Annotated in this window: 26 protein-coding genes and 1 tRNA gene; 22 read left to right on the top strand and 5 right to left on the bottom strand. The window is 57.7% G+C overall.

Annotated features, from left to right (window positions below; genetic code table 11):
* Positions 1–23: 23 nt before the first annotated feature.
* Genes ACR0LD_RS18615 through ACR0LD_RS18605 form a run of 3 tightly spaced genes read left to right on the top strand, consistent with a single transcriptional unit; the run spans position 24 to position 1,811 of the window.
* The gene (locus ACR0LD_RS18615) at positions 24–350 is read left to right on the top strand and encodes an ExbD/TolR family protein (RefSeq protein WP_170343537.1); all 327 of its coding nucleotides are present in this window, start codon (positions 24–26) and stop codon (positions 348–350) included.
* 4 nt (positions 351–354) lie between these two features.
* Complete coding sequence (locus ACR0LD_RS18610; protein ID WP_170343511.1) at positions 355–732, top strand: ExbD/TolR family protein; 378 nt, start codon at positions 355–357, stop codon at positions 730–732.
* Positions 729–1,811, top strand: a complete 1,083-nt coding sequence (locus tag ACR0LD_RS18605) for an energy transducer TonB family protein (protein WP_480638407.1) — start codon at positions 729–731, stop codon at positions 1,809–1,811. The genes ACR0LD_RS18610 and ACR0LD_RS18605 overlap by 4 nt, the downstream gene beginning before the upstream one ends.
* Positions 1,812–1,855: 44 nt before the next feature.
* Here the strand turns inward: ACR0LD_RS18605 and ACR0LD_RS18600 are convergent, their stop codons facing one another.
* Complete coding sequence (locus ACR0LD_RS18600; RefSeq protein WP_170343509.1) at positions 1,856–2,770, bottom strand: LysR family transcriptional regulator; 915 nt, start codon at positions 2,768–2,770, stop codon at positions 1,856–1,858.
* A 110-nt stretch (positions 2,771–2,880) separates the two neighbouring features.
* Between ACR0LD_RS18600 and ACR0LD_RS18595 the strand changes: the two genes are divergently transcribed.
* The 7 genes from ACR0LD_RS18595 (at position 2,881) to ACR0LD_RS18565 (ending at position 10,456) form a co-directional block, all read left to right on the top strand.
* The gene (locus ACR0LD_RS18595) at positions 2,881–3,576 is read left to right on the top strand and encodes an NAD(P)H-dependent oxidoreductase (RefSeq protein ID WP_480638405.1); all 696 of its coding nucleotides are present in this window, start codon (positions 2,881–2,883) and stop codon (positions 3,574–3,576) included.
* A 54-nt stretch (positions 3,577–3,630) separates the two neighbouring features.
* The gene (locus ACR0LD_RS18590) at positions 3,631–4,407 is read left to right on the top strand and encodes a CmcJ/NvfI family oxidoreductase (RefSeq protein ID WP_170392432.1); all 777 of its coding nucleotides are present in this window, start codon (positions 3,631–3,633) and stop codon (positions 4,405–4,407) included.
* A 13-nt stretch (positions 4,408–4,420) separates the two neighbouring features.
* Positions 4,421–5,386 (top strand): LLM class oxidoreductase, encoded by a 966-nt coding sequence (locus ACR0LD_RS18585; RefSeq protein ID WP_480638403.1) that lies wholly within the window; start codon positions 4,421–4,423, stop codon positions 5,384–5,386.
* 12 nt (positions 5,387–5,398) lie between these two features.
* Entirely contained in the window at positions 5,399–6,187 is a 789-nt protein-coding gene (locus ACR0LD_RS18580; protein ID WP_480638401.1) for an SDR family NAD(P)-dependent oxidoreductase, read from the top strand.
* Positions 6,188–6,265: 78 nt separating this feature from the next.
* Positions 6,266–7,114, top strand: a complete 849-nt coding sequence (locus ACR0LD_RS18575) for an enoyl-CoA hydratase/isomerase family protein (RefSeq protein ID WP_170392427.1) — start codon at positions 6,266–6,268, stop codon at positions 7,112–7,114.
* A 561-nt stretch (positions 7,115–7,675) separates the two neighbouring features.
* Positions 7,676–9,223, top strand: a complete 1,548-nt coding sequence (locus ACR0LD_RS18570) for an arylsulfatase (protein WP_170372805.1) — start codon at positions 7,676–7,678, stop codon at positions 9,221–9,223.
* A 399-nt stretch (positions 9,224–9,622) separates the two neighbouring features.
* Positions 9,623–10,456, top strand: a complete 834-nt coding sequence (locus ACR0LD_RS18565) for a sulfotransferase domain-containing protein (protein ID WP_480638399.1) — start codon at positions 9,623–9,625, stop codon at positions 10,454–10,456.
* A 100-nt stretch (positions 10,457–10,556) separates the two neighbouring features.
* On the opposite strand, the gene ACR0LD_RS18560 is transcribed toward ACR0LD_RS18565, so the two are convergent.
* Positions 10,557–11,336, bottom strand: coding sequence for an MOSC domain-containing protein (locus ACR0LD_RS18560; RefSeq protein ID WP_170530413.1), 780 nt, complete (start codon positions 11,334–11,336; stop codon positions 10,557–10,559).
* A 397-nt stretch (positions 11,337–11,733) separates the two neighbouring features.
* Here ACR0LD_RS18560 and ACR0LD_RS18555 point away from each other — a divergent pair, with 397 nt between their 5' ends.
* From ACR0LD_RS18555 to ACR0LD_RS18500, 12 genes are all read left to right on the top strand, one after another.
* Positions 11,734–13,053, top strand: coding sequence for an ABC transporter substrate-binding protein (locus tag ACR0LD_RS18555; protein ID WP_093965439.1), 1,320 nt, complete (start codon positions 11,734–11,736; stop codon positions 13,051–13,053).
* A 79-nt stretch (positions 13,054–13,132) separates the two neighbouring features.
* Positions 13,133–14,080: a carbohydrate ABC transporter permease gene (locus tag ACR0LD_RS18550; protein ID WP_170332156.1), complete on the top strand. Its 948-nt coding sequence runs from the start codon at positions 13,133–13,135 to the stop codon at positions 14,078–14,080.
* A complete protein-coding gene (locus tag ACR0LD_RS18545; protein ID WP_010442361.1) occupies positions 14,077–15,015 on the top strand; it encodes a carbohydrate ABC transporter permease in 939 nt (312 codons plus the stop codon). Before ACR0LD_RS18550 ends, ACR0LD_RS18545 begins: the two co-directional genes overlap by 4 nt.
* Positions 15,012–15,200: a hypothetical protein gene (locus ACR0LD_RS18540; protein WP_170343500.1), complete on the top strand. Its 189-nt coding sequence runs from the start codon at positions 15,012–15,014 to the stop codon at positions 15,198–15,200. The genes ACR0LD_RS18545 and ACR0LD_RS18540 overlap by 4 nt, the downstream gene beginning before the upstream one ends.
* Positions 15,201–15,202: 2 nt before the next feature.
* Positions 15,203–16,300, top strand: coding sequence for an ABC transporter ATP-binding protein (locus tag ACR0LD_RS18535; RefSeq protein ID WP_170373382.1), 1,098 nt, complete (start codon positions 15,203–15,205; stop codon positions 16,298–16,300).
* Positions 16,293–17,285, top strand: coding sequence for an ABC transporter ATP-binding protein (locus ACR0LD_RS18530; protein WP_480638396.1), 993 nt, complete (start codon positions 16,293–16,295; stop codon positions 17,283–17,285). The genes ACR0LD_RS18535 and ACR0LD_RS18530 overlap by 8 nt, the downstream gene beginning before the upstream one ends.
* Positions 17,286–17,295: 10 nt before the next feature.
* On the top strand, positions 17,296–18,918 hold the full coding sequence (locus tag ACR0LD_RS18525) for a dihydroxyacetone kinase subunit DhaK (protein WP_480638394.1): 1,623 nt from the start codon (positions 17,296–17,298) through the stop codon (positions 18,916–18,918).
* 7 nt (positions 18,919–18,925) lie between these two features.
* Positions 18,926–19,984 carry a LacI family DNA-binding transcriptional regulator gene (locus tag ACR0LD_RS18520; protein ID WP_170343496.1) on the top strand — a complete coding sequence of 353 codons (1,059 nt, stop codon included), beginning with the start codon at positions 18,926–18,928 and terminating at the stop codon, positions 19,982–19,984.
* Positions 19,985–20,010: 26 nt separating this feature from the next.
* The gene (locus ACR0LD_RS18515; RefSeq protein ID WP_170368056.1) at positions 20,011–21,066 is read left to right on the top strand and encodes a sugar phosphate isomerase/epimerase family protein; all 1,056 of its coding nucleotides are present in this window, start codon (positions 20,011–20,013) and stop codon (positions 21,064–21,066) included.
* Positions 21,066–22,220, top strand: coding sequence for a Gfo/Idh/MocA family protein (locus ACR0LD_RS18510; protein WP_480638392.1), 1,155 nt, complete (start codon positions 21,066–21,068; stop codon positions 22,218–22,220). Before ACR0LD_RS18515 ends, ACR0LD_RS18510 begins: the two co-directional genes overlap by 1 nt.
* Before the next feature lie 102 nt (positions 22,221–22,322).
* On the top strand, positions 22,323–22,598 hold the full coding sequence (locus tag ACR0LD_RS18505) for a hypothetical protein (RefSeq protein ID WP_480638390.1): 276 nt from the start codon (positions 22,323–22,325) through the stop codon (positions 22,596–22,598).
* Between the two features lie 117 nt (positions 22,599–22,715).
* On the top strand, positions 22,716–23,093 hold the full coding sequence (locus ACR0LD_RS18500; RefSeq protein WP_170368052.1) for a hypothetical protein: 378 nt from the start codon (positions 22,716–22,718) through the stop codon (positions 23,091–23,093).
* A 111-nt stretch (positions 23,094–23,204) separates the two neighbouring features.
* Here the strand turns inward: ACR0LD_RS18500 and ACR0LD_RS18495 are convergent.
* The 3 genes from ACR0LD_RS18495 to ACR0LD_RS18485 form a co-directional block, all read right to left on the bottom strand.
* Positions 23,205–23,281 (bottom strand) — tRNA-Arg (locus tag ACR0LD_RS18495).
* 64 nt (positions 23,282–23,345) lie between these two features.
* Positions 23,346–24,728, bottom strand: a complete 1,383-nt coding sequence (locus tag ACR0LD_RS18490; RefSeq protein ID WP_480638388.1) for a sensor histidine kinase — start codon at positions 24,726–24,728, stop codon at positions 23,346–23,348.
* A gap of 18 nt (positions 24,729–24,746) precedes the next feature.
* Positions 24,747–26,165: a dihydrolipoyl dehydrogenase family protein gene (locus tag ACR0LD_RS18485; RefSeq protein WP_480638386.1), complete on the bottom strand. Its 1,419-nt coding sequence runs from the start codon at positions 26,163–26,165 to the stop codon at positions 24,747–24,749.
* Between the last annotated feature and the right edge of the window lie 2 nt (positions 26,166–26,167).

Here is a 26,167-nt window from a genome sequence, read left to right as displayed (position 1 = left end):
CATTTGTTCGGCGCGCCATGTCGATGACACCGCTCATCGACGTGATTTTTCTGCTTTTGCTGTTCTTCATGCTAACGTCGACCTTTTCGACATTCGGAGAAATTCAACTCAGCAGCGCAGCCGCGGGCCCATCAGAGCCCAGCGCCCCGTCGGATCGCGCATTTGTGCAATTGGGGGCGAACCGCGTGGTGCTGAACGGAGCACCGCTCTCGCTGGATGAATTGGCACAGGCACTGCAGCCCGGGCAGGTGCTGGTCAGTCTTGACGGCGACGTCAACGCCCAACGGCTTGTTGACTTTCTGGTGAAATTGCGCGGCCTCGACGGTCTGTCGGTAACGGTTCTGGAGTGACGCCATGATCCGCCACGACCGCCCAAGCCGCAAGCGCGACTCGACCATCCCGTTGATCAACGTGGTCTTTCTGATGCTGATCTTCTTTTTGATCGCCGGAACCGTTGCTCAACCGTTGGACCCGGACTTGGAACTGGTCAACACATCCGATCTGGATGGCCGCGAACCACCCGATGCTCTGGTTCTTCACGCTGACGGGACGCTCAGCTTTCGTGGAACACCGACGGATCCGCAGACCTACATGACCGGCCGGGGGGAAGAACCCGTGCGGATCGTGCCTGACCGGAACGTTTCCGGGGCACGCCTGATCGAAGTCACCGGCGCCTTGCGACGTCTCGGCGCCACCGCAGTCTTTGCGGTGACCGAACGGGCGCTCGAATGATCCGGGAATCCCTGTTTGTCGCGGCGCTGGCCGTTGTGCTTTCGGTGCTGCTCCACCTTTTCCTGCTGCTGCCAGCCGCGCGGGATTCTGCGGAACCTGCGACGGCCGGTTCGCAACCGGACACGGTTGCCTTGGGCAACGCGTTCGAGGATCTGGCGGAAACCGCGACCCCGCCCGAGTCGCCAACCCCCGCAGAAGAGCCGGAGCCCGATGTCGAACAGCCGACAGAGCCGGACCGGGCCGAAATACCCGTCAGCGAAACACTGGTCGCCTCGTCGGACCCGCAAAAGGTCAACTCGCCTGATATCGGACAAACCAACCCGGTGCAGCCTGATCAGCCCGTTCCGGAAATAGTTGAGCCGGCGGACTCGGCCGAAGGTGATCGGCAGGCCGCCGATGAGGTGGATGAAACACCCCCCGTCCAAGCCGAAACGCAGTCCGCAGCGGCGCCCGAAGCACCGGTCGAACCCATAGAGGATCCGGTTTCGGAACCAGAGCAACTGGCAGCCCTGCCGGCCCCCTCGCCGATCCCGGACCCCTCAGTGCCGGCGGAGGAGCAGCAACCGGTCGAAAGCGACACCGAAGACGGCGTCTCGGATCTGGCGGTTGCAACATCGATCCGCCCGCGCCTTCCGGACCGGCCCCCTGCTCCGGCCCCTGTACCCGACCAAAGGGCCAGCCGGCTGGACAGTTTTGACAACCTGCGATTTCCCAACAGGCAGATCGACTCGCCGCTGACGACCTATCGCCGACAGGGGGTCGATTCCTTCAGCCGAGGAGGCAACTCCAATCAGTCCGGCGGTCGAGGCCCGGGAAACTCGAATGTCACCAATTACGCCGGGCAGGTTCTTGTCCACCTCAACGGAACTCCCCCGGTCTATGTCTCGGTTCGCGGCTTTGCCAAAGTTTTCTTTGAAATCAACCCGGACGGAACACTGGCCTGGGTCGATATTATCGACAGTTCTGGCTCGACCGAGGTCGACAGGGCCGCCAAGGAACAGGTCCGCCGCGCATCGCCCTTCCCGAAACCTCCGGGCGGGGTCAGCCGGAAGCTGTCGTTCTACTTTCAGAACGGCTAATCGGGCCTTTGCTGCGCTGGCCCGAAGCAACTGGACGCAATCAGTCAGTCCAATGATCTTTCCCACGGAGGCTTCACGCCGATCTCGGTGATCAGAAAATCCATGAAGACTCGCACCTTTGGCGACAATACGTTCGACTTGGGATAGATCAGCCAAAGCACGTTGTCTTCCGCCGCCTCATATTCGGGAAGGACATGACGCAACTTGCCCGAGGCAAGCTCCTCCTGAACGCTCCACAGTGAGTTCATCGAGATCCCCGCCCCTGCCACGGTGGCCAGCTTCTGGCTGAGACCGTCATCCATGATCAATGGACATTTCGTGGCTCCGGGATCGAAACTTGCGACAGCTCCCCGGGCAGTTTTCAGCGCCCGGGCCCGGGTGTGGCGAAATGCAATCAGCCGATGATGCGCCAGATCATCCGGCGTCTTGGGCTCTCCGTGGGCCGACAGGTAATCTGGTGCCGAGCAGAGGATGCGTTTGTCATCCGCCAGCTTGCGCCCCTTGAGGCTGGTATCGATCAGCGGTGCGTTCCGCAAAGCAAGATCATAGCTGCCTTCGATCAGATCAAACTGAGCATCCGACAGACGCAGGTCCAGGGTCACACCCGGATGCTGTTCCTGGAACTTAGCAAGGATCGGAGCAATGTAGAGCTGTGCAAACGTGCTGGGCGCAGTAAACCGCAGTGTGCCGGTGGCTTGGGCCGACCCCTGCCCCAAAGCGGCCAAGGCCGCATTCTCCTGCGCCAGAATCTCGCGCGCATAAGGTAGAAACTCAGCGCCCTCCAGAGACAACGATACTTTCCGGGTCGAGCGGTGAAGCAACTCGACACCCAGCTGATGCTCCAGCTTGGCAAGTCGGGCGCTCGAGACTGCGGGCACCAAACCCAGTTCGCGCCCGGCGGCCGATATGTTCAGCTTGTCCGCTGCAAGCACAAAAAGACGAAGCGCTTGTGTGTCCATTAGCTTATTATACGCAAAATCCGAAAACTGAAACCTGATATCCGCTGTTTCATCGGATTCTGCAAGTGATATTTCTGGCTCCACGGAAGACAAACCAAATGGAGCCACAAATGTCCGTTCGCCCGAACGTTCAGTCTCAGATCCTCGAAGCCTTCAATTTCCGGCACGCGACAAAGGTCTTTGATCCCGACCGAAAGATCAGCGACGCCGATTTCGAAACCATTCTTGAAGCTGGCCGCCTGTCGCCCACCTCTTTCGGGCACGAGCCATTCAAGATTCTTGTCATCCAATCGCCCGACAAACGCGAGCTTTTGCGCGAGTTTTCCTGGGGCGCCAATGGCATGATGAACGGCAGCTCCGGCCAGCTGGGGACAGCCAGCCACTTTGGCATCATTCTGGCCAGCACTGCGGCAACCATGACCGCTGGGTCTGATTATCTGCAAGACCACTATCGCAAGGTCAAACAACTGCCCGAGGACGTCATCGAGTTGTTCAACGGTGCTTATGGCAAGTTCCAGTCAACCGACCATCGCATCACCACTGAACGCGAGATCACCGACTGGGCCGGCAAACAGGCCTATATCGTTCTGGCCAACATGATGACGACCGCTGCTTTGATGGGTATCGATTCCTGCCCCATCGAAGGGTTTGACATGGAACTCACCACCCAGACTCTGGCCGAGCATTTCGGGGTGGATACCTCGAAATGGAAACCCGCGGTGATGTTTGCCTTTGGGTATCGCGCCAGTGATCCGCAATTCCCCAAGACCCGCCGCCCGATGGCCGAAACCGTGAACTGGTTCTGAGCCAACGTCGATAAAGCCAGGGGCTGCGTCATCCGCAATTCAGTGAGGGTACAGATGCAACGAACCGGTATCGTAAACTATCACGTTCACAAACCTGAACGGCAGGCGTTCCAACTGGACGCCGGCGGCATTGTCGGCAACCTGATTTCGCCCGAACTGTTACCGACACAGGTGAACCTGACTGATATGCGGACATCGGGGCAACCCCTGCGCTTTGACCCCGACGGCGTCGAGTTTCTGAATGCGCCCAGTGCCATCCGCGATTTTTACGGGGATCAGTGGAAACGGACCTACGAACACGAGCTCACTCAACTGCTGACCACAAAGATCGGCGTTCGCGAGGTCGTGATCTTTGACCATACCTTGCGCGTGGACGACCCAAAGGCGACGCGCAAGCCGGCGCGCAATGTTCACAGCGATTACAGCGCGGACGGCGCTCGGCAACGACTGGTGGATTTGCTTAGCCCCGAGCGGGCGGCCGAGTGGAGCAAAGGGCACTATGCCTTTGTCAATCTATGGCGGCCGGTCGGTCACCCGATCAACAGCGCGCCGCTGGGGTTTGTCCGTCCTTCGTCCGTCGAACCCAAAGACTGGATCCTGCTTGACCTGATCTATCCTGACCGCAAAGGGCAGATCATGGGGCTTGTCGGGAATGCACGGCATGACTGGGTCTATCTGTCTCGAATGAGCCCGGATGAAATCGCGATTTTCAACATCTACGACAATCGGGGGTTGCCTTCCGTCGCGCACAGCGCGCTCGATATGGTCGAGGACCCGACCGTCACCACCATCCGGAAGAGCATCGAGACCCGCACTTTGGTGCGGTACTGAGCAAGGAACCATCATGTTGGACAAAAACCAAAACCTGTCCTTTGCCCCGATCAACAAGGCCTACGGCCAGGTATTTCGACCGGATCAGCTGACGCTCGGGCTGGTATTGCCGCTTGAGGCCTACCCGGTGGGATCCGAGCCGACGATGAAAGGCCACATGAAGGCCGCGCAATTGGCCGATTCTCTGGGCTTTGCCGCGCTTTGGCTGCGCGACGTGCCATTCAATGTTCCAAGTTTCGGGGACCCCGGCCAGATCTTTGACCCGTTCGTCTATCTGGGTGCGCTAGCGACCGCGACGGATCGCATTGCCCTGGGGACCGCCAGCATCGTTTTGCCCCTGCGCCATCCGGCCCATGTGGCAAAGGCAGCCGCGTCGGCGGATGTATTGTCCGATGGCCGTCTGCTGTTGGGTGTGGCGTCCGGCGATCGACCGGAAGAGTATCCGGCAATGCGTCAATCCTTCCCCGATCGAGGTGAGCGGTTCCGCGACAGTGTCGACTATATCCGTGCGACGGCAACACCCTATCCCAAGCATGAAAGCCTGCAGGGGCATCTGCCCGGCGACATTGACCTTCTGCCAAAACCCTCGGGATCGCGCCTGCCGCTGTTGATCACGGGCGGCAGTCGACAATCCCCGGATTGGGTGGCTGAAAACGGCGATGGATGGATGACCTATCCGCGCGATGCGGCCTCACAGGGGCGCGCGGTGGCCGATTACCGGAACCGTCTGAAAACACTGGGGCAACCGGACAAACCGGTGATGCAGTCGCTCTATGTCGACTTGCTGGAAGACCCAAATGCCCCCGCACGTCCCATACATCTGGGATTCCAGTCGGGTTCGAATTTCCTGCGCCGCTACTTGGCTGAAATACGTGAGATCGGGATGAATCACGTCGCCCTGAATCTGCGTTTCAACCAGGCCGCCATCGAACCGACACTCAAACGCCTGGCGGATACGATCTTGCCGGAATTTTCATAAGGAACGGATCGCATGACCAAAACCATTCTGATCACTGGCGCAACCGATGGTATCGGACTCCTCACCGCCAAGAAACTGGCGGCTGACGGTCACCGTATTCTGTTGCACGGACGGAACACTGCAAAGCTGGAAGCAGCCGCCCAGAAGGTTGGAGGGCAGCCGGAAACCTACAGCGCCGATCTGTCCGACCTATCAGCAGTGAGGTCTTTGGCGGAGGCCATCCGCTCCAATCACGACCGGCTGGATGTGCTGATGAACAACGCCGGCGTCCTGAAGGCTCCGCAGACCACTCTCGAAAACGGTCTCGATATCCGCTTCGTCGTTAACACGTTCGCGCCCTATCTGCTGACCGAACTTCTTCTTCCGATCATTCCCAAGACTGGCCGCGTCGTGAACCTGTCCTCGGCCGCCCAGGCCCCTGTGGATGTGGATGCTTTGACCGGCAAAACGCGATTGGCCGATATGTGCGCATATGCGCAAAGCAAGTTGGCAATCACGATATGGACGCGCGAACAGGCCCGCGCCCTGCCCGATGGACCGGCGTTGATCGCGGTCAATCCGGGTTCGTTGCTGGCGTCCAAAATGGTCAAGGACGGTTTCGTAGTCGCCGGCAACGACCTCAACATCGGCGCCGACATCCTGATCGACGCCGCACTTAGCGATCGGTTCGCGCAGGCGTCGGGCGCCTATTTCGACAATGACGGCGGTACCTTTGCAGACCCGCACCCCGCGGCGCTGAAGTCCGAACACGCAGCCGACGTCATGAAGGCCATTCAAGACACTATCCGCCACTGCGGCTGAGCCGGGCGCACTCCCGCGCCCTGCAAATCCATGCAAACCCTCGCATCTTTGATGGCGAGAACAGGAGAGGACTGTCCAATGAAATACGAAAATTTCCAGACCTTCGACGTCGCGGTCGAGAATGCAATTGCCACCGTGACGTTCAACTTCGGAGCGGTCAATGTTCAGGGCCAGGAGATGCTGGCCGACCTCAACAGCCTTGCGATGCGGCTGGAGCGGGACCGGGAAACCAAAGTGGTGATCTTCCAGTCGGCGAACCCCGAAATCTGGGTCTGTCATTACGATACCGAGTTGCTCAAGGATCTTTCGACCGAAGCCGTCTCGCGTGAAGACGCCCAGTTGCTGGACCTGCAGTCCGTGTGCGAACGGCTGAGCAAGGTCCCGCAGGCAACAATCGCAAAGCTTGAAGGCTTCGCCCGTGGCGGCGGACACGAACTCGCACTCGCGCTGGATATGCGTTTTGCAGCACGTGGACGGTTCAAGTTCATGCAGATGGAAGTTGGCATGGGTATCCTGCCCTGCGGCGGCGGAGCTTCTCGCATGGCGCGCCAAACCGGACTTGGCCGGGCATTGGAAATCATCCTGAGTGCGCAGGACTACGATGCCGACGATGCCGAGCGCATGGGCACCATCAACAAGGCGCTGGATTCCGACGAGATCGGTCCCTATGTCGATGCTCTGGCCAGGCGCATTGCCCAGTTCCCCGCCGAATCCATCAACGCGTGCAAGCAGATGGTCTACGAATCCATCGACAAACCTATTTCCGAGGCGTTGAGAGCCGAGGCCTATTGGCTGTACCAGGCGACTAGCAAGACGCCGGCGGTCAAACGCTTTCGAATTGCCGATGAACAAGGGCTCGAGCATGATATCGAAAACCAGCGAAACTGGAACGAACTGGTCATGAAGGTGCAAGAAATCACCAACTGACCATTGCCCCTTGATCCGCTGAAATCGGTTTCAGCGGATCATATCCCGCAGCAGGTTTGGGCGTTCCGACGGCAAGGGGGCGGAGGCACGCAGGTCGCGATGCTGCGGTTGTCAAGGAATCCAAACACCCATGTTCCGAAGCCGGCGATAGGCTAAAGGATAGACGGCAGCAGCACCGACGGCCGGGTTGATCAACGGTGCGCGGCGCTTTTCGGTCGCCAACGCACGGGATCGAATGTGCCGGAACGACCGACAGACTTACTGAACACACACCAAAAAACGTTCAGCAGGCCGTTCTTTGCTCCAAAAGCAGAAGAAGTGCTCCAGAAACCGCATTGGCGTGGCTCCGAGACTCGACGTAACTCGTCTTTATCAACCACGCCTTGAAGCGCGGAGAAAAGTTTCAGCCGGCTCGTAAATCAAAGCCATCAAAGTCGATTGGGTCTCTTGGATCACTTGCGCGTTTCCGCCCGAAATCCTGAAAACCGCAAATGCCCCGACAAAACCGCCAGTTTTGTGATAGGTTACTCGGTATTAACAAAAAATTTTGGGAGGACGAAAATGAAATACAAAACAAGATCAACGATAATGGCGGCCTTATTTGCTGCAGCTGCCACAGCCGTTTCCGCACAAGATGATCCCCCTATGAACTTCCTGATTATTTGGGGAGATGACATTGGATTCTGGAATATCAGTGCCTACAACCATGGCATGATGGGGTATCAGACACCCAACATCGACCGCATAGCCAAAGAAGGCGCGTTATTTACTGATTGGTACGGAGAGCAGTCCTGCACCGCAGGACGAGCGGCCTTTATCACAGGACAATCTCCCATCCGCACGGGTTTGACCAAGGTCGGCCTACCCGGCGCGCCCGAGGGCATGCCTGTCGAAGACCCAACCATCGCCGGGCTGCTCAAAAACCATGGTTACATGACTGGCCAGTTCGGCAAAAACCATTTGGGTGACCGTGACGAGCACCTCCCCACAAACCATGGTTTCGATGAATTTTTCGGAAACCTTTACCATCTCAACGCAGAAGAAGAGCCCGAAAACCCTGACTACCCCAAGGATGAAGCCTTCAGGGAAAACTTCGGCCCGCGCGGGGTGATCAAGTCGACCGCTGATGGCTCGATCGAGGATACCGGACCGCTTACGAAAAAGCGCATGGAAACCGTTGACGAAGAAGTCACGGCCAGCGCGCTGGATTTCATGGATAGAGCCGTCGAACAGGACAAACCTTTCTTCCTTTGGTGGAACTCCACCCGGATGCACATTTTCACGCATCTGAAGGAAGAGTCCGAGGGAGTGACGGGACTTGGAGTTTATCCCGACGGCATGGTCGAGCATGATGGGCATGTCGGTGTACTGCTTGATAAACTTGATGAGCTCGGAATCGCCGACAACACCGTTGTGATGTATTCAACCGACAACGGAGCGGAGACGTTCACGTGGCCGGATGGCGGTACGACACCCTTCCGCGGTGAGAAGAACACGCAGTGGGAAGGTGGCTATCGCGTCCCGACGGTCATCAAGTGGCCGGGCGTCATCGAGCCGGGTTCGAAGGTCAATGGCGTAGTATCGCATACGGATATGTTGCCTACCATTCTGGCTGCGGTCGGTGAGCCAGACATCAAAGAACGGTTGCTCGATGGCGGCGTTGAAGCGATCGGTCGCCAATACAAGGCCCATCTTGACGGCTACAATCTTCTGCCGTCGCTCTCAGGTGAAACGGATGAGTGGCCGCGCAGCGAGTTCATCTATTGGACCGATGATGGCAGCGTCGCCGCCTTGCGATACGAACAGTACAAGGTGACATTCCTGAAGCAGAATGCGCACGGGCTTGATGTATGGCTCTCACCGTTTGAAGTCTTGCGCGCACCGATGCTGGCAAACCTCCGCAGCGATCCGTTCGAGCGAGCCGAGGAAGAGAACGCTATGGGATACCAGCGCTGGTTCCTCGAGCATATGTTCGCGATAGCTCCGGCCTCCGCCTTCGTTGGGCAATGGCTGCAAAGCTTCGAGGAATTTCCGCCAAGGCAAAAACCCGGCAGCTTCAACCTCGACAACGTCATGGAGGAACTCACAAGCCGTGCCGGGAACCAATAGCACCAACGGGACGCCGTGAGCTGTGTTCGCCAGTCTGAATTCAAAGACAACTGTTTGTCGAATTCAGACTGGCAAATCATCCCCTTGGACTGAAGACCAGCGCAGTCCAAGGGAAAGAATGAACGGCGGCTTGGTTCCGTTTTGCGGGTATTGAGCGCTGCTTGCTGGACAGAACCCTGAGCGGTCTTTGGAAAAACGTATAGGTGCTGCTCCGCTCTCATTCAGTTGCCAGCCTAACTCAACAAGGCAGCAACTGGCTTTTTGGGCTTTCTGCCATGAGAACCAGTCGCCTTTCACTTTCAATCCACTTTTCCTGAACCAATTCGCGCGGAGGAGTTTTCAGACGCGAAAAACCGAAAGCACTACCTTGGCCCCCTGACCGACAATAGACGCTGGGATATGGTTCGCATCTGCCCCGATGATGTGTTCGTAGTGACACCTCCGAAATGCGGCACGACCTGGATGCAAACCATCGTATCGCTGTTGTTTTCTGGTGATCCAGAAGTTGAAACGGAGTTGTCCGTGAAGATGCCGTGGGTAGACATCCGAATCCGAGAAATGCCTGAAGTCGCAGAGCGGCTCGAAGCCATGCAGCATCGACGCAGCATGAAAAGCCACACACCGATGGATGGGTTACCTCTGGATGATCAAGCACAGTACATCTGCGTTTTTCGTCATCCCCTCGATGCGCATTTCTCGTTTCGCAAACACATCAGAAACATTCCAATGACCTGGTTTGACACCTGGTATCCCGAGAACGATGAAGAAGGTATCACATTCCGTCGCTTTCTGGACGGCGGGGCGGAAGGGTTCGATACCGATGCGATGCCACTGGCCCATATCATTCGGCACTATAAAGCCGCTGCGGCGCTTTCCGACCGGCCGAACGTATCGCTTTTTCACTACGCAGACATGACCCGGGACTTGAGGGGAACGTTCTTCAGGCTGGCTGACATCCTGGGCACGGCCCATTCAGAGGCAGTCATGGATCAATTGGTTCAAGCTGCGACCTTCGACAATATGAAGGACAAAGCAGAACGCTATGCTCCCTCAGGTGGCAAAGGGTTCTTCAAGTCGGATGCCGAGTTTTTCCACAGCGGAACGAGCGGCAAATGGTACGGGAAACTGACGGCGGAAGAACTGGCAAGCTACGACGCGATGATGGATGCACACCTAGATCCCGAAGACCGAGACTGGTTGGAATATGGCTCTCAGGGGAGCCTCGCTGCGTAGACATCGCCGCCCCGGGCGAACCAGCAAAAACCGAAGTTCTTTTTCACGATTGAATATGGAACAGGGTTTCCCGAGGTCGCCAAACTGAGGGGGGCGGCATTCAGGCAAGCATTTCCCCGGGTTGGCCGACACTTAGGGTTCCGCCTTTGGTCACCTCGACATAGACTCCCATATCCATGTGCCCCATCAACTTCCTAATAAGATAGGGTATTATCAAGTCACGCTCGGCCGTATCCGGGTTCACTTCAGTGGCCGCACACCTTTTCGTACGCGATAGTATCTTCAACTCAACATCGCCAAATCTCAGAACTGATCCAACTGCATCCAACTCGGAAAACGAAGGCAAGCCGTCTATCTCGATATTCGCGCGGAACCGCGCTGGCTGGATCTCTGCGTTCAGTTTTTCACCCAACTCTCTCACCGATGCGCGATTAAGAACGGATATCGCGTTCATCATCTTTGGGGAGACGACGGACACATCCGTAAACCGATGAGGAGCAGACGAAACGAATACCGGCAGTTCGGGATCTTTCAAGCCGATTTCTGAAGACAGGAAACTTGCTGCATTCATCCGGTCTTCTGGTGTTCGCATATTGAAGCTTTGTGTTTTGCCGTTCGCTTTGATCTCAAGATCTTGGGTCTCAAAATCAAAGCTTGTCTCAACGCCTGCCAGCGCGGCCTCATTCAACAAAACAACAAAGCGATCTTTCGGCAGTGGCTGAGGGTTCTGTGCGTCGAATCCGGAGTTGTAGCGCGCAAATCCGAACAGGCGATCACCCGGGATCCCCTCCCCTGCCCGCAGCGTCACGGTTTGCATCGGCTCGGCACTCAAGCCTTTGATTGGGTACCGGTTCAATCTGACGATAGAGAGCGTATTCATACGTCTGCCCCTGTCCAACCGAGTCATGCACGATCCAGAGTGACCCGTGCCGTTTGACGCTATCTCCAATCCTCAAAGGTATCGACCGAATAATCCGCTAGGGCTTCACAAGCGGGTTCCAAAATCCGGTGGCCGCTTGATGGCCGTGATTGTGAGCTGGGCCACTTTTGGAGGGTGCGGCCCTTAAATGCCTCACTGCTGAAAATACATGCACACCGACCAAATGGAATAAAATTACATTACATCAGTGATTTAAAGGAGCACTAATCGTCAACCACCGTCCGCTTGAGGTACGAACCTCAAAAATATCTAGACTTGATGTGCGTACCTCAAATAGCCTTGGAGGTATGCCGCGATTCGCACATCCTCGATTGACGGCGAAAAAAGGGAGGAATGGATGACTTACACAAAACTGGCCTCGGCCAGCGCAATAGTCCTTGCCGCTACTACTCTTTCCACCAAGGCGAATGCTGAAGATCTGACGCTTTGTTGGGCTGCATGGGACCCGGCCAACGCGCTTGTCGAGCTTTCAAAGGAATTCGAAGCCGAATCCGGTCACACGATGAACTTCGAGTTTGTTCCCTGGCCGAATTTTGCGGATCGGATGCTGAACGAGCTGAACTCTGGGGGCAAGCTCTGCGACTTGTTGATCGGTGACAGCCAGTGGATCGGCGGGGGCGCTGAGAATGGCCACTATGTCAAACTGAACGACTTCTTCGATGCTGAAGGCATCAGCATGGACGATTTCGCGCCGGCCACCGTCTATGCGTACTCGACCTGGCCCAAGGGCACGCCGAACTACTATGCGCTGCCAGCGATGGGCGATGCGAATGGCTGGTTCTACCGCAAGGACTGGTTCGAAAACCCCGACATCCAAGCCGCCTACAAAGAGGCGACGGGTCAGGATCTTCGCGAGCCTCAATCGCAAAAAGAACTCCTGCAGATCGCGCAGTTCTTCCAAGGTCGTGAGATCGACGGCAAGACTGTCTATGGCGCAGCCATCTTTACCGAGCGCGGCTCGGAAGGGATCACCATGGGTGTGACCGGAGCGCTGTATCCTTGGGGCTTCAAATACGAAAACACGCCGGGTTCCTATGACATGGAAGGCGCCGTGAACTCGCCCGAAGCGGTTGAAGCTCTGGAATTCTACAAGGAATTCTACGAAACGGCGACGCCTCCGGGATATACCAACTCTTACATGGGTGAGAGTCTGGACGCCTTTAAGTCCGGTCAGGTCGCCATGGCGATGAACTGGTTTGCGTTCTTCCCGGGTCTCTACGCCGATCCCAATACCGGCGGCGACAAGATCGACTTCTTTGTGAACCCACCACAAAATCAGGCAGGTTCGACACTGGGCGGACAAGGTATCTCTGTTGTCAGCTACTCTGACAAACAGGACGCCGCACTTGAGTACATCAAGTGGTTTGCACAACCGGACGTTCAGGCCAAATGGTGGGAGCTCGGCGGCTACTCGGCCCATAACTCCGTACTGGAAGATCCGGGTTTTGTTGACAGCCAGCCGTTTGCCGGTGACTTCCTGGAAGCGATGGCCGGGGTGCAGGATTTCTGGCAGGAGCCTGCTTATGCGGAACTGCTGCTGGCGATGCAGAAGCGCATCCACGACTACGTGGTTGCGGACCAGGGCACCGCTCAAGAAGCGCTTGACCTTCTGATCCAAGACTGGACCGAAGTCTTCGAAGACGAAGGCAAGCTGTAGTCCGGACACAGGCAGGAGCGGGTGCAATCCCGCTCCACCTTCACCCGTGAGTCCTAAACCAACAAGAGCTGGCAAAGAGATGTCTGACAGGACCGTAGATCGCGTTGCGCAGGCAACGCCCGAGCGAGTTGCGCGAAAAATCCGAGGATTATCCGACCGCGCGATCGCCTGGATTTTCATCTCCCCAACGATTTTTCTATTGCTGGCGATCAACATCTTTCCGTTGATCTGGACCATCCAGCTGAGCTTTACCAACTACAAGGCCAACCGGATCGGGCGCGAAGTCAAAGACGTCGGACTCAGGAACTACGAGCGTATCCTGACGGACTCGGATACCTGGCTGAATATGCAGGCAACAGCGCATTTCCTGTTCTGGACAATCTTTTTCCAGGTCCTGATCGGGTTCACGCTGGCGTGGTTGATCAACAAGAAATTCAAGGGCAACGATCTTTGGACCACGATCATCGTGCTGCCGATGATGCTGTCCCCGGCCGTCGTCGGGAATTTCTGGAAATTCCTGTATCAGCCTCAAATCGGCCTGTTCAACTACATCGTGTCCTGGTTCACCGGCAAGGACCCCTCAAGCTTTGAAATGCTGGGGTCGGTCACTTTGGCCCCTTGGGCGATCGTGATCGTTGACACCTGGATGTGGACCCCCTTCGTGATGCTGATCTGTCTGGCCGGGCTGCGCAGCATCCCCGACTACATCTACGAGGCGGCTGAGATCGACAGGGCCAGCAAGCTGCGGCAGTTCTTTACGATTACCATTCCGATGGTGCTGCCGTTCCTGATGCTCGCGGTGCTGTTTCGAGGGATCGAGAACTTCAAGATGTTCGACCTGGTTGTTCAGCTGACAGGCGGTGGGCCGGGATCTGTAACGGAACTCACCTCAATCAATCTCAAGCGAGAGGCGTTTGAGAAGTGGCGGACGGGCTACGCCTCGGCCTATGCGATCATCTTGTTCGTCACCGTGTTCGGCCTTGCGTCGATCTACGTCAAAGCCCTGAACAAGGTGAAACAGCGATGAGCAGTTTTTCGGTCACTGAACCTTCGAACCGGTCCAAATGGATCGCAGGCTTCCTGGTCATCACTTATGCGCTGATCACGATGATCCCGCTGGTTTGGATCTTGCTGACTGGCTTCAAGTCTCCGGCCGACGCGATCAGCTACCCGCCCAAAGTGGTCTTTGACCCAACGCTCGAAGGCTACGTAAACCTTTTCACCACACGCACCAGGCAGACGCAGGAGTTTCTGGAAGCCAACCCGCCGCAGAACTGGGCCGATGAGATCGTACGCCAATACGACATGGTGATCGTTGGGCCCTCCAAGTTCGGCGAGCGCTTCATGAATTCGGTCATCATCGGATTTGGCTCGACGTTCTTGAGTATCTTCCTTGGCACGTTGGCTGCCTATGCGTTCAGCCGATTTAAGGTCCCGCTTAAGGATGACCTTCTGTTCTTCATCCTGAGTACAAGGATGATGCCTCCGGTCGCTGTCGCCATCCCTATCTTCCTGATGTTCAGAAACCTCGGTTTAAGCGACACGCATCTCGGGATGATCCTGCTCTACACGGGCGTGAATATCTCCCTGGCGGTCTGGTTGCTGAAAGGATTCATCGACGAAATCCCCAGAGAGTACGAAGAAGCCGCCCTTATCGATGGGTACACGAGGTTTCAGGCCTTCTACAAAGTGGTGCTGCCGCAAGCCGCTACCGGAATTGCGTCAACTGCGATCTTCTGCCTGATCTTCGCCTGGAATGAGTATGCGTTCGCCGTGCTGCTGACATCCGCAAACGCGCAAACTGCACCACCGTTCATCCCGACCATCATCGGTATCGGCGGCTTGGACTGGCCTGCCGTTGCGGCCGGCGCGACGATCTTCCTGATCCCGGTCATGATTTTCACCATCCTGATGCGCAAACACTTGCTGCGCGGGATAACATTCGGAGCCGTACGCAAATGAGCGAGTTTCTTTCCGGATTGGTGCGGCTCCGCCGCGGCCCATGGGAGATGGTCGCAACCATCCTCATCGCACTGGGTGTCTTCATGCTGATGCAGCCCTTTGTCCTTTGGGCCTTCACTTACTCTTTCATCGTCACGCTGATCGGAACCGTCATGTTCATCATAGTCAGCCATTTCCCGGAGTAGAAATGGCCCAGATCGTAGTCAAAAACGTAAAGAAGATGTTCGGCGATTTCACGGCTGTCCGCGAAAGTTCGTTCACGATTGAAGACGGCGAGTTTTTCATGCTGCTGGGCCCCTCCGGTTGCGGGAAAACGACGACGCTGCGGATGATCGCGGGATTGGAGCTTCCAACGTCGGGCGAAATCTATCTGGACGGCGAAGAGATCAGCCAGCGGCCGCCATCAGAGCGGGACATTGCCTTCGTGTTCCAGATGTTCGCGCTGTATCCCCACATGAACGTGCGCAAGAACATCAGCTATCCGCTTATTTCGCAGGGCATGCCGCGCGCTGCTGTCAAAGCCAAAGTCGAAGAAGTCGCGGGAATTCTGGGGATAAACGACATCCTCGACAGCCCGGTGGGTGGGCTTTCAGGTGGCGACAGGCAACGCGTGGCGCTGGGTCGCGCAATTGTTCGCGAACCCAAGGCATTCATGATGGACGAACCTCTTGGCGCTTTGGATGCCGAGTTTCGTGAGCACATGGCCGAAGAATTGCGCGCGCTCCACGATCGCATGGGCGCAACCACTGTTTACGTCACACATGACCAACTGGAAGCCATGCAAATGGGCGACAAGATCGTTGTGATGAACAACGCTGTGATCGAGCAATTCGGCACGCCTCAGGAAATCTACGACAAACCAGCCACTATGTTCGTTGCGGACTTTATCGGATCGCCTTCGATGAACTTCCTGCCGTTTCAGGGAACGGTCGCGCCTGGCTCGGAAATGGTACGGCTGAATGGCCATGACGAAGCCGTGCCCAAACTGATGGAAGGTGCGGAAGGTGACTTGGTTTTCGGCGTTCGACCCGAGCATGTTTTTCTGTCGGATGCCAGCGCCTACCGTGCCAAAGTCCTGGCCGCAGAATATCTGGGAACCACCCAGATCGTGACCCTGCAAAGCCCGAACGGAGAGCTGAAAGCCCGGATTGATGCCCGCGAAACCGTCAATCCCGGCGAGACGGTCGGATTGGAATTCCGCTCATCCGCAGTAACCCTTTTCGAAAAATCTACCGGACGCGCGTTGAGGTCCGCACTGAACGACGAGGTACTGAGCAATGGCTGAAGTCGTTCTGGAAAACATTTCGAAGTCATTCGGCGACATCAAAGCGGTGGAAGATATCTCAATGACGATCCCCAACGGCGCCTTTGTGGTGTTGTTGGGTCCGACGGGTGCGGGAAAAACAACGACGCTGAGACTGATATCCGGGCTTGAGAAACTGGATTCAGGCACAGTTCGCATTGCCGGGCGCGACGTCGGGATGGATACACCCGCCCAGCGCGATGTGGCGATGGTCTTCCAGCAATACTCGCTGTACCCGCACATGACAGTCCGTGAAAACCTGTCTTTCCCTCTGCGGTCGCCGATCCTGAAGACGCCAGAGGATGAGATCGCGAGGAAGGTCACCGAAGTGTCGGAGATCCTGCAGATCCCGCACAAGCTGGATAACAAAGCCACCGAACTGTCTGGCGGCGAAATGCAGCGTGTCTCGATCGGACGGGCGCTGGTGCGTGACCCCCAGATCTTCCTGATGGACGAACCGCTCAGCTCTTTGGACGCCAAGCTTCGGGCGGATTTGCGGGTCGAACTGAAAAGAATTCAGGCCGACCTGGGATCAACCTTGCTTTATGTGACCCATGATCAGGTGGAAGCCATGACAATGGCCACACATATCGGCGTTTTGGAGAACGGAAGGCTGGTTCAATACGGTACCCCTCGCGATATCTATGAAAACCCCGGCAGCGTTTACGTGGCCAGCAGGTTGGGTCTGCCACGGATCAACATCCTGCCGTCCGAGTTGTTCGGAGGCGACCACAAGGGTCCGCAGATTGGGCTTCGCCCGGAAAACATCGTTGAAGGTGAAGGCAGTGAGGCGCGCGTGATACGCGCCGAGCATCTGGGCGATCAAACACGGCTGCACCTGGACCTAAACGGTCACCCGGTCGTGACGTTGATAGATGTCCACCAGGACTATCCATCTGGAAAAATTATTAAAATCCGCCCCCACAACCCATTGTATTTTGACGCGTCCGGCGCGCGGGTGAATTAAGGAGCAAAGCATGGCCCAGTTCCTCAACACAAAAGAAACCCTGGTAACAGATGCCATAGACGGTCTTCTGGCCTCCTCTGGAGGGAGGCTTACCCGGCTGGACGGCTACCCGCATATCAAAGTTGTCTACAGGTCGGATTGGGACAAGTCGAAGGTAGCGTTGGTGTCCGGTGGAGGGTCAGGTCACGAACCCGCCCACGCGGGCTTTGTCGGCGCTGGTATGCTGACGGCCGCAGTCTGCGGCGAAGTGTTTGCATCCCCGTCGGTCGAGGCGGTTCTGGCAGGCATTCTTGCAGTCACGGGTGAGGCAGGGTGCTTGCTGATCGTCAAGAACTATACCGGTGACCGGCTGAACTTTGGGCTGGCCGCTGAACGCGCCCGTGCATTGGGCCGCAAGGTTGAGATGGTGGTCGTCGACGACGACATCGCCCTGCCTGACCTGCCGCAGCCACGTGGCGTGGCAGGCACGTTGTTCGTGCACAAAATCTCCGGAGCGCTTGCGGAAAACGGTGCTGACCTGGACACCGTTGCCAAAGCAGCCAGTAGCACCATCGAAAAAGTTGTCAGCATCGGTATGAGCCTGGACACCTGTACCGTTCCGGGATCTCCGAAAGAAGACAGGATCGCACCCGGCAAGGCGGAACTTGGCTTGGGCATCCATGGCGAGCCGGGTGTGCAGCAAGTCGAATTCTCAAATGCCGTATCGGCCATGTCCACAGTGGTGGAGAAACTGAGGCAACGGCTTGGGGCCGGGGAATGTGTGGCGTTGGTCAACAACCTCGGTTCCACGACTCCGCTGGAAATGGCTGTCCTCACGCACGCCTTGTCCGAAACCGGTATTGCCCACCATATCATCGGCCCGGCCCCCATGATGACATCGCTGGATATGCACGGGTTTTCTGTTTCCATTCTACCCGTGGATCAGGCCGATTTGTCAGCTCTTGAAGCACCTGTTGATCTGGCCGCGTGGCCCGGGGTCAATTCCATCGACCCGATCAAAGTGGCACCATTGCCTGACGGCCTGACGCCGATCGATCCAATTCCTTCGAACAATCCCACCACAAGGGAAACGATCTCGCGCTTGTCCGAACTCCTCATCAACGCTGAGAAGAAACTGAACGAACTGGATGCGAAATCCGGTGATGGCGATACAGGAAGCACATTGGCGACGGCCGCAAGAGCGCTGCAAGCCAGCCTTGACCGCATGCCGCTCGCTGATTTGACTCAGCTTTTTCCGGCGTTGGGCAATGAATTGAGCCAGACTATGGGTGGCTCCTCCGGTGTGATACTTGCAATTTTCTTCAACGCAGCTGGTGACGCATGTGCCAATGGGGCAACCGTTGCCAAATCACTGGAAGAAGGCCTGAAACGCGTCAGCCAAGTTGGAGGCGCCAAGGTCGGCGACAGAACTATGATTGACGCCTTGGCACCCGCGCTTGCCGCTCTCCCATCGGGGTTGACCCATGCCGCACATGCCGCCCGCGAAGGAGCGAACAATACGGCCAAAATTCGCCGTGCGAAGGCGGGCCGAGCAGCTTATGTTCCCGAAGAAAACCTAGTTGGACATAACGATCCCGGCGCTGAGGCCGTTGCCTTGTTGTTCGAGGGCTTGGCGCGGGAGCTTGAGGGCTGAGGAACACGTGGCAGACCAAAAACAAAAACTAGAGTTGGTGAAGAAGCCAACCGTCAATGACATCGCGCGGGTTGCGGGTGTCAGTCTGGCCACTGTGGACCGGGTCTTGAACAGGCGCCCCGGCGTGCGCGCAGTAACCGTTCAGAAAGTACAAAAGGCAATTGATGAACTGGGGTATGTGCGCGACACCGCGGCGGCCAACCTCGCACGAAACCGGGTTTACAATTTCCTTTTTGTTTTGCCGGACACCGACAATGAATTTGTGGAGGCGATCAGCAATCAGATCGCAGAGCAATCCCGTGACCAGTTTATTGAGCGGACACGCATTACGATCAAAAGGGTCGCGCCGTTTGAACCGCAGGATATCGTCAACATTCTGGATGCTGTCGACAGTTTAGATGTCGATGGAGTTGCCGTTTTCGGACCCGAAACGCCTTCTGTTCGCGATGCGGTGAGACGGCTCAAGGACAAAGGGGTCCCGGTTGTTGCCCTGGTGTCTGACCTGCCGAGTTCCGAGCGAGACCACTTTGTAGGAATTGACAACGTTTCCGCAGGACGAACCGCCGGTCAATTGATGGGGCGTTTCGTGCATCGGGAAGGCAAGGTCCTGGTTCTGACTGGCTCTCGTTTGGCACGTGACCACCTAGAGCGTCGCCAGGGCTTTGATCTTGTTGTGGCCGAGGAGTTTCCGCATCTCGAGGTCGTGGCGTCTGTTGAGGGCCGGGATGACCCGGATCTGATTTACAAGATGATGCCCGAGATCTTCGAAACCTACCCGGATCTGGTCGGAATATACTCGTCAGCAGCGGGCAATGCCGGCCTTATTCAGTTCCTTTCGGAAAACAAGCTCAGCAAGGATCTGGTGATCATAGCGCATGAGCTGACTCCGCTTAGTCGAGAGGCTCTAAGGCTTGGCACGTTTGACGCTCTGATCTCGCAAGACACCGGGCACATTGTTCGTTCAGCCGTCCGTCTTCTGCGTGCGACTTCGGACAAAGTCCCATTCAACAAAGCGCAGGAACGTATCCGTATCGACATCTATCTGAGGGAAAATTTACCGCCATAGCGGCTTAGGTTTTGGGGAGGAAACTTATGAAAACGATCAAAGGTCCAGCATTATTTCTTGCACAATTCGCAGGGGACGAAGCACCGTTCAATTCGTGGGACGCGATTACCAAATGGGCGGCTGACTGTGGATACAAGGGCGTCCAGGTTCCCAGTTGGGATGGCCGGTTGTTCGACCTAGAACAGGCCGCGTCCAGCACCGGTTACTGCGATGACTTCAAAGGCAAAGCCAGGGAAAATGGCGTCGAAGTCACTGAACTGTCAACGCACCTTCAGGGTCAACTTGTGGCCGTTCACCCGGCCTATGACAGCGCCTTTGATGGCTTTGCCGCCGAGAGAGTCAGAGGAAACCCGAAAGCCCGGCAAGAATGGGCCGTAGACCAGGTAAAAAAAGCATTGTCCGCTTCGAAGAACCTGGGCATTTCGGCGCATGCGACATTCTCGGGCTCGTTGGCGTGGCCCTACGTCTATCCCTGGCCGCAGCGCCCTGCCGGCTTGATTGAGACGGCATTTGATGAACTCGCCCGCCGCTGGGGGCCAATCCTTGATCACGCCGAGGAATGCGGCGTTGATGTCTGCTATGAAATTCACCCCGGAGAGGACCTCCACGACGGCGTGACCTACGAGATGTTCCTCGAACGGACAGGCAATCACCCAAGGGCTTGCATGTTGTACGACCCGTCGCACTACGTACTGCAATGCCTCGACTATCTGGACAATATCGACATCTACAAGGATCGGATCCGGATGTTCCATGTCAAAGATGCCGAGTTCAACCCGACCGGGCGGCAAGGGGTTTATTCAGGATACCAAAGCTGGGTGGATCGTGCCGGCCGGTTCCGGTCGCTTGGTGATGGCCAGGTGGATTTCGGGGCAGTCTTCTCAAAAATGGCGGCGAACGACTTTGATGGCTGGGCTGTGGTCGAATGGGAATGCTGTCTCAAACACCCCGAGGATGGAGCGCGTGAGGGCGCTCAGTTTGTGTCGGATCACATCATCCGTGTGACCGAGAAAGCCTTTGATGATTTCGCGGACGGTGGCACTGACGAAGCCGCCAATCGCAAAATGCTGGGGATCGAATAATGGTTACTGGACGCAGTGAAGAAGCCTCGGGTCGCATTCGGCTTGGCATGGTCGGCGGCGGAAATGACGCCTTCATAGGCGGCGTTCATCGCATAGCAGCACGATTGGACGACAGGTTCGAGCTGGTTGCAGGCGCTTTGTCTTCGACGCCTGAAAAATCCATTGAAAGCGGCCGGGCATTGGGTCTCGAACGGGTCTATGAAGACTTCAAACAAATGGCGATCCGGGAAGCCCGGCTCAAAACCGGGATCGAGGCGGTCTCAATCGTCACGCCAAATCACGTCCACTATGCCGCCGCGCGTGAATTCCTGAAACGCGGGATTCATGTCATTTGCGACAAGCCACTCACCTCGACCCTTGCCGATGCAAAAAAACTGGTCAAAGCGGCGGAAAGCGCGAATGCCCTGTTCATACTAACCCACAATTACACGGGCTACCCGATGGTTCGGCAGGCGCGTGAAATGGTTGCCAACGGTGATATTGGCAAAATCCGCGTTGTCCAGGTTGAATACCCGCAGGATTGGCTGACCGAGCAGCAGGATTTCAAACAGGCGGAGTGGCGAACCGATCCGGAACGCTCGGGCGCGGGCGGATCAACCGGTGACATCGGGACCCATGCCTACAACCTCGCTTGTTTTGTGACCGGGCTGAGGGCGGAAAGCCTTGCGGCGGATCTGCAGGCCTTCGTCCCGGGGCGCCAAGTCGATGACAACGCACATGTCTTGCTTCGCTTCGAAGGCGGAGCACGGGGTATGCTGTGGTCCTCTCAGGTGGCTCCCGGCAACGAAAACGCACTTCGGTTGCGGGTCTACGGCGAAAAAGGTGGGCTGGAGTGGGCTCAGGAAGACCCGAACTATCTCTGGTTCACGCCCTACAACGAACCAAAGCGTCTGATCACCCGCAATGGCGCTGGAGCTGGTGACGCTGCCAATCGCTTGAGCAGAGTTCCTCCGGGCCATCCCGAGGGATATCTTGAAGGGTTCGCCAATATTTACGGAGAGGCTGCTGAGGCGATCCAGGCTTTCCGAAATGGGATTTCACCTGAGGCGTCCGTTGTTTACCCAACCGTGCACGACGGGCTAGACGGCGTCAAATTTGTAGCCGCTTGTGTGCAAAGCTCGTCCAGAAACGCGGCTTGGGTCAAGTTGGAGTAAGTCTGGCTGTGGGCATAGGGTAGGCACCGGATACTGAGCCAGCCAACCCTTCCCTGCCCCTCGGCTCGTCCAACCACCAGTTCGCCGCAGTATTGAAACTCTGTGGCCGCCAAAATCATAGCCCGCCGGGCAAAGCAACTCTTCGCCGCATCGTCCACCAATGGCCGCTCTGCGGACGAAGCCACCAACGCGGCCGGCAAGTACAAATGGCCCGAACCGGCCCACAAAGGAACCATCGGTATGAGCGTCTGTTCAGCACAGCAGCTCAATGATGTCAGCCACCGCTTTCAGAAAGATCGCCGCAACAGGAGGCGATCACGGCAAAACTGGATGGGTCGAATAGCCTCCAACCACCACGTATCCACTGCCGGATTTTGAGGTCTCGGTTTGCGCCTCCAGGCCAAGCAACCCAGCGCGGAAGCCCCCTCGATTTGACGACCCCGTATTTTTTCTGATAGACCGCGCGCCCTTTCCCAAAAATAGGAGGACCTGCAGATGTGGGTAGCATTCTCGACGCCCGAGGGTTCGGGCTTTTTCTCAGCCGTTGCCATGGATGAGGACGGCAACACCAGCGGGCCGCACATGGGATCCCGCGTCTGCCTGCGGTTTCGCCGCGCACAGGATGCCGAATTGCTGCGCGACTATGGCATGGACGGTCAGGTGATCGAAACACCGGGCGGCGACTACCGTTTCCGGGCATTCATACCGCGCAACCACCTCGTGACCGTGCTGATGAACTTGGGCAACCACATGTCTTACCCAAATTTCAAGGCCAGCATCCCAAAAGATGATGTGGCGTTCGAACGCGCCTGCCACGAGGTTTGGGCGGCATTCGGCGAACTACAGGAAGGCGGACCATATGGAATGGGGTGAAACACCCCATTAAACCCAGCGCGGTTGCCTCGAAGTTGTCTTGAGACAGAACACCTCGGATTCACCACATGGGCAATACTGACGAAAACACTGTTTTTCGGGAGTTACCAGTGGCGGACCGAGGAGGATTCGAACCCCCGACCCCTTGATTCGTAGTCAAGTACTCTATCCAGCTGAGCTATCGGTCCGCGTTGGTGAGGCGGTATTTAGACCCGGCGTTCGGGACGTGCAACCCGATTCTTCAAAAATATTTCAAAAACCCATCTCCCCCCGTGGGAGCCTTATTTTAAAGACCGTGCCCTCCGGGCCGGTGCTGGTCAGCACCAATTCTCCCCCGTGGCCGCGCACCAGTTCCTGCGAAATCGCCAGACCCAGGCCCGAGCCACCTTTGCGCACACCACCCTGAAACGGCGTGAACAGATTCTCCTGCGCTCGTGGCGGCAAACCGGGGCCGGTATCCCGAACCTCGATGACCCATGCGTCCTGATCTTCGGAGGCCGAGATCGTGATTTTTCCCGGTTGGCCGGATGTCATCAGTGCTTGGCGTGCGTTGCGCACAAGGTTCATGATGACCCGGAACATCTGTTCCGGATCGGCCCGAACGACCAGATCGTCCGGAACGTCGTTGGCAATTTCGATACAGCCACCGTCTACGGCCAGAGCCTCGCTGGACGCTACGTCGGCAGCGATATCGCGCAACCGCACCATGGTCAGGGTGGGCGCGGGCTCTTCCGCCCGCCCGAAGGCCAGCGTACTTTCGCACAGGGACACCGCCCGGGTGATCGAGTTGACCAGCTTGGGCGCCATCCGTCGGACCAACGGGTCGTCGCTGGCTTCAATCCGGTCAGTGAACAGCTGGGCCGAGGTCAGGATGTTGCGCAGATCGTGGCTGACTTTGGCCACAGCGCCACCCAATTGTGCCAGCCTCTCGCGCTGTTTCAGGGCCTGGGTCAGGTCGGTCTGCAGCATCTGCAGGGCTTCTTCAGCCTCGCGCAGTTCGGTCACCTTGGATTGAGGGGAGATGATGCCGCGCGCATCCTCGGGTGCACGGGCGTAACGCTGCATGTAGCCCACCACGCTTTTGATCGGGCGCACCAGAACCACCCGCACCGCAAGGAACAGGAAAAACGCGGTGATGATCGAGATGACAAAGGACAGGCCGAGGATGCGCAGGCCATAGTCGATCATCGCCATACGCAGGGGCGCGCTGTCCATGGTGACTTCGATAAGCAGACCCGCATCCCGCACAGGCTGCCCGATGACGCGAATGACTTGGTTCTCGGGCGTGAAGAAACGGATCATCGCGTCCCGAATGAGAACCCAGGGCCCGGCGCCCCTCAGATCATAGGTCTTGGCAACCTGGTCTGGGATAGGGGAAGACAGCATCAGCTGGCGCACCTCGTCCCGGCGCAGCACCACGTTGTAGACCCCGGCATTGGCCAGAAGCTCGGCCTCCAGCTCGTCGGCCAGCATGTCGTCTGCCAGCAGCGCCAGCGAGGCGATCTGGGCGCGTTCCAGCCGGTTCAGAAGAAAATCCTCGCGGAATCGCGCGATCGACGGCACGAAGATCAGCACCTCGGCCAACATCACGAAGACCGTCGTCAAGATCAGGAAACGACCCGACAGCGAGTTCAAGTGGCGCTCCTTTCCCGATCAGGGGATCCAGCGCTGGACCAGCCTGACCACTCGTTCAACCATCTGATTCTCAAACAGTCTTGGCGAGAAATAGGCGCCCGCCACCCGTTTGTTAAGCTCTCCGATCGTGGGATAGGGCGACACCATCGCCGCGATCTGGCTCATCTTCAGGTTATTGGCCAGCGCCAGAGACCACAAGTTGATCAGTTCGCCGGCCTGATGCCCCACGATTGTGGCCCCCACCGGGCGCCCCTTGACGACCATGACCTTGATGAACCCGGTCGTTTTGCGTTCGGCCACGGCGCGATCGTTGTGGGCATAGTCGAACCGGGCGATCTTGACCCTGTCGCCGTGGCGGTCGCGCGCCTGCGCCTCGGTCAGGCCGACCTGGGCCAGTTCGGGGTCGGTATAGGTCGCCCAGGGGATGTGCGCCGTCTTGGCCTTGGACCGCAGCCCGAACAGGGCCGAACGGATGATGACCCCGGCGTGATACCCCGCCACATGGGTGAACTGCAGCCCGCCCGCGACGTCGCCGATCGCATAGACCTTTCGGTTGGTGGTGCGCAGGCTGTCATCCACCTTGATGCCCGTGTGCGTCCGGTCGATCCCGGCAGCCTGCAGGTTCAGGCGGTCGGTGTTGGCCTTGCGGCCCACCGCCAGCAGCAGGTGCGTGCCTGCATGGACCACGCCGTCCTCGGTGACGACCTCGACCGCCCCGGCCTTCCCGCGCACCCGGGCCACCATTGCATGTTCCAGAATTTCGACCCCTTCGGCGCGCAGAGCCTCCAATACCATTGCGGCCGCCTCGGGGTCATCCTTGCCCAGCGCCCGCGCGCCTTCGATCACCGTCACCTTGCAGCCCAGCCGGACATGGGCCTGCGCCATTTCCATGCCGATGGGTCCCCCGCCGATGATCAGCAGGTGGTCGGGCTTGTCGCGCAGGTCGAAGATGGTCTCGTTGGTCTCAAACGGCACGCCATCCAGCCCCGGGATCGGCGGAACCAGCGGGGACGAGCCCGTGGCCAGCACCACGCGGCGGGGGGTGATGACGAAATCGCCGGCCTGAACCTGCGTGGGCGACAGAAACGTCCCCCAGTCGCGAATGACGCGCACGCCGAAACCTTCGAACCGTTCCTGGCTGTCCATGGGCTCAATCTGCGCGATCACGTCCCGCACATGATCCTTGGCGGCGGCATAGTCCACCTGCGGCGCGTGGTCGGCAACGCCGAATGGCGCGGCATGGCTCTGTGCATGGGCCAGCTTGGCGCTGGCCAGCAGGGCCTTGGACGGGACGCAGCCATAGTTCAGGCAGTCGCCACCCATCTTGTGCCCTTCCAGCAGGATCACGTCGGCGCCCATCTGGCTGGCCCCGGCAGCCACCGACAGGCCGCCCGACCCGGCCCCGATCACCAGGATGTCGGTCTTGAGCTCTTGCATGG

The organism is Ruegeria sp. BF8 (genome assembly GCF_056538625.1).
The sequence above is the reverse complement of the archived record's forward strand: the minus strand, read 5'-3'. Positions and strand labels throughout refer to the sequence as shown.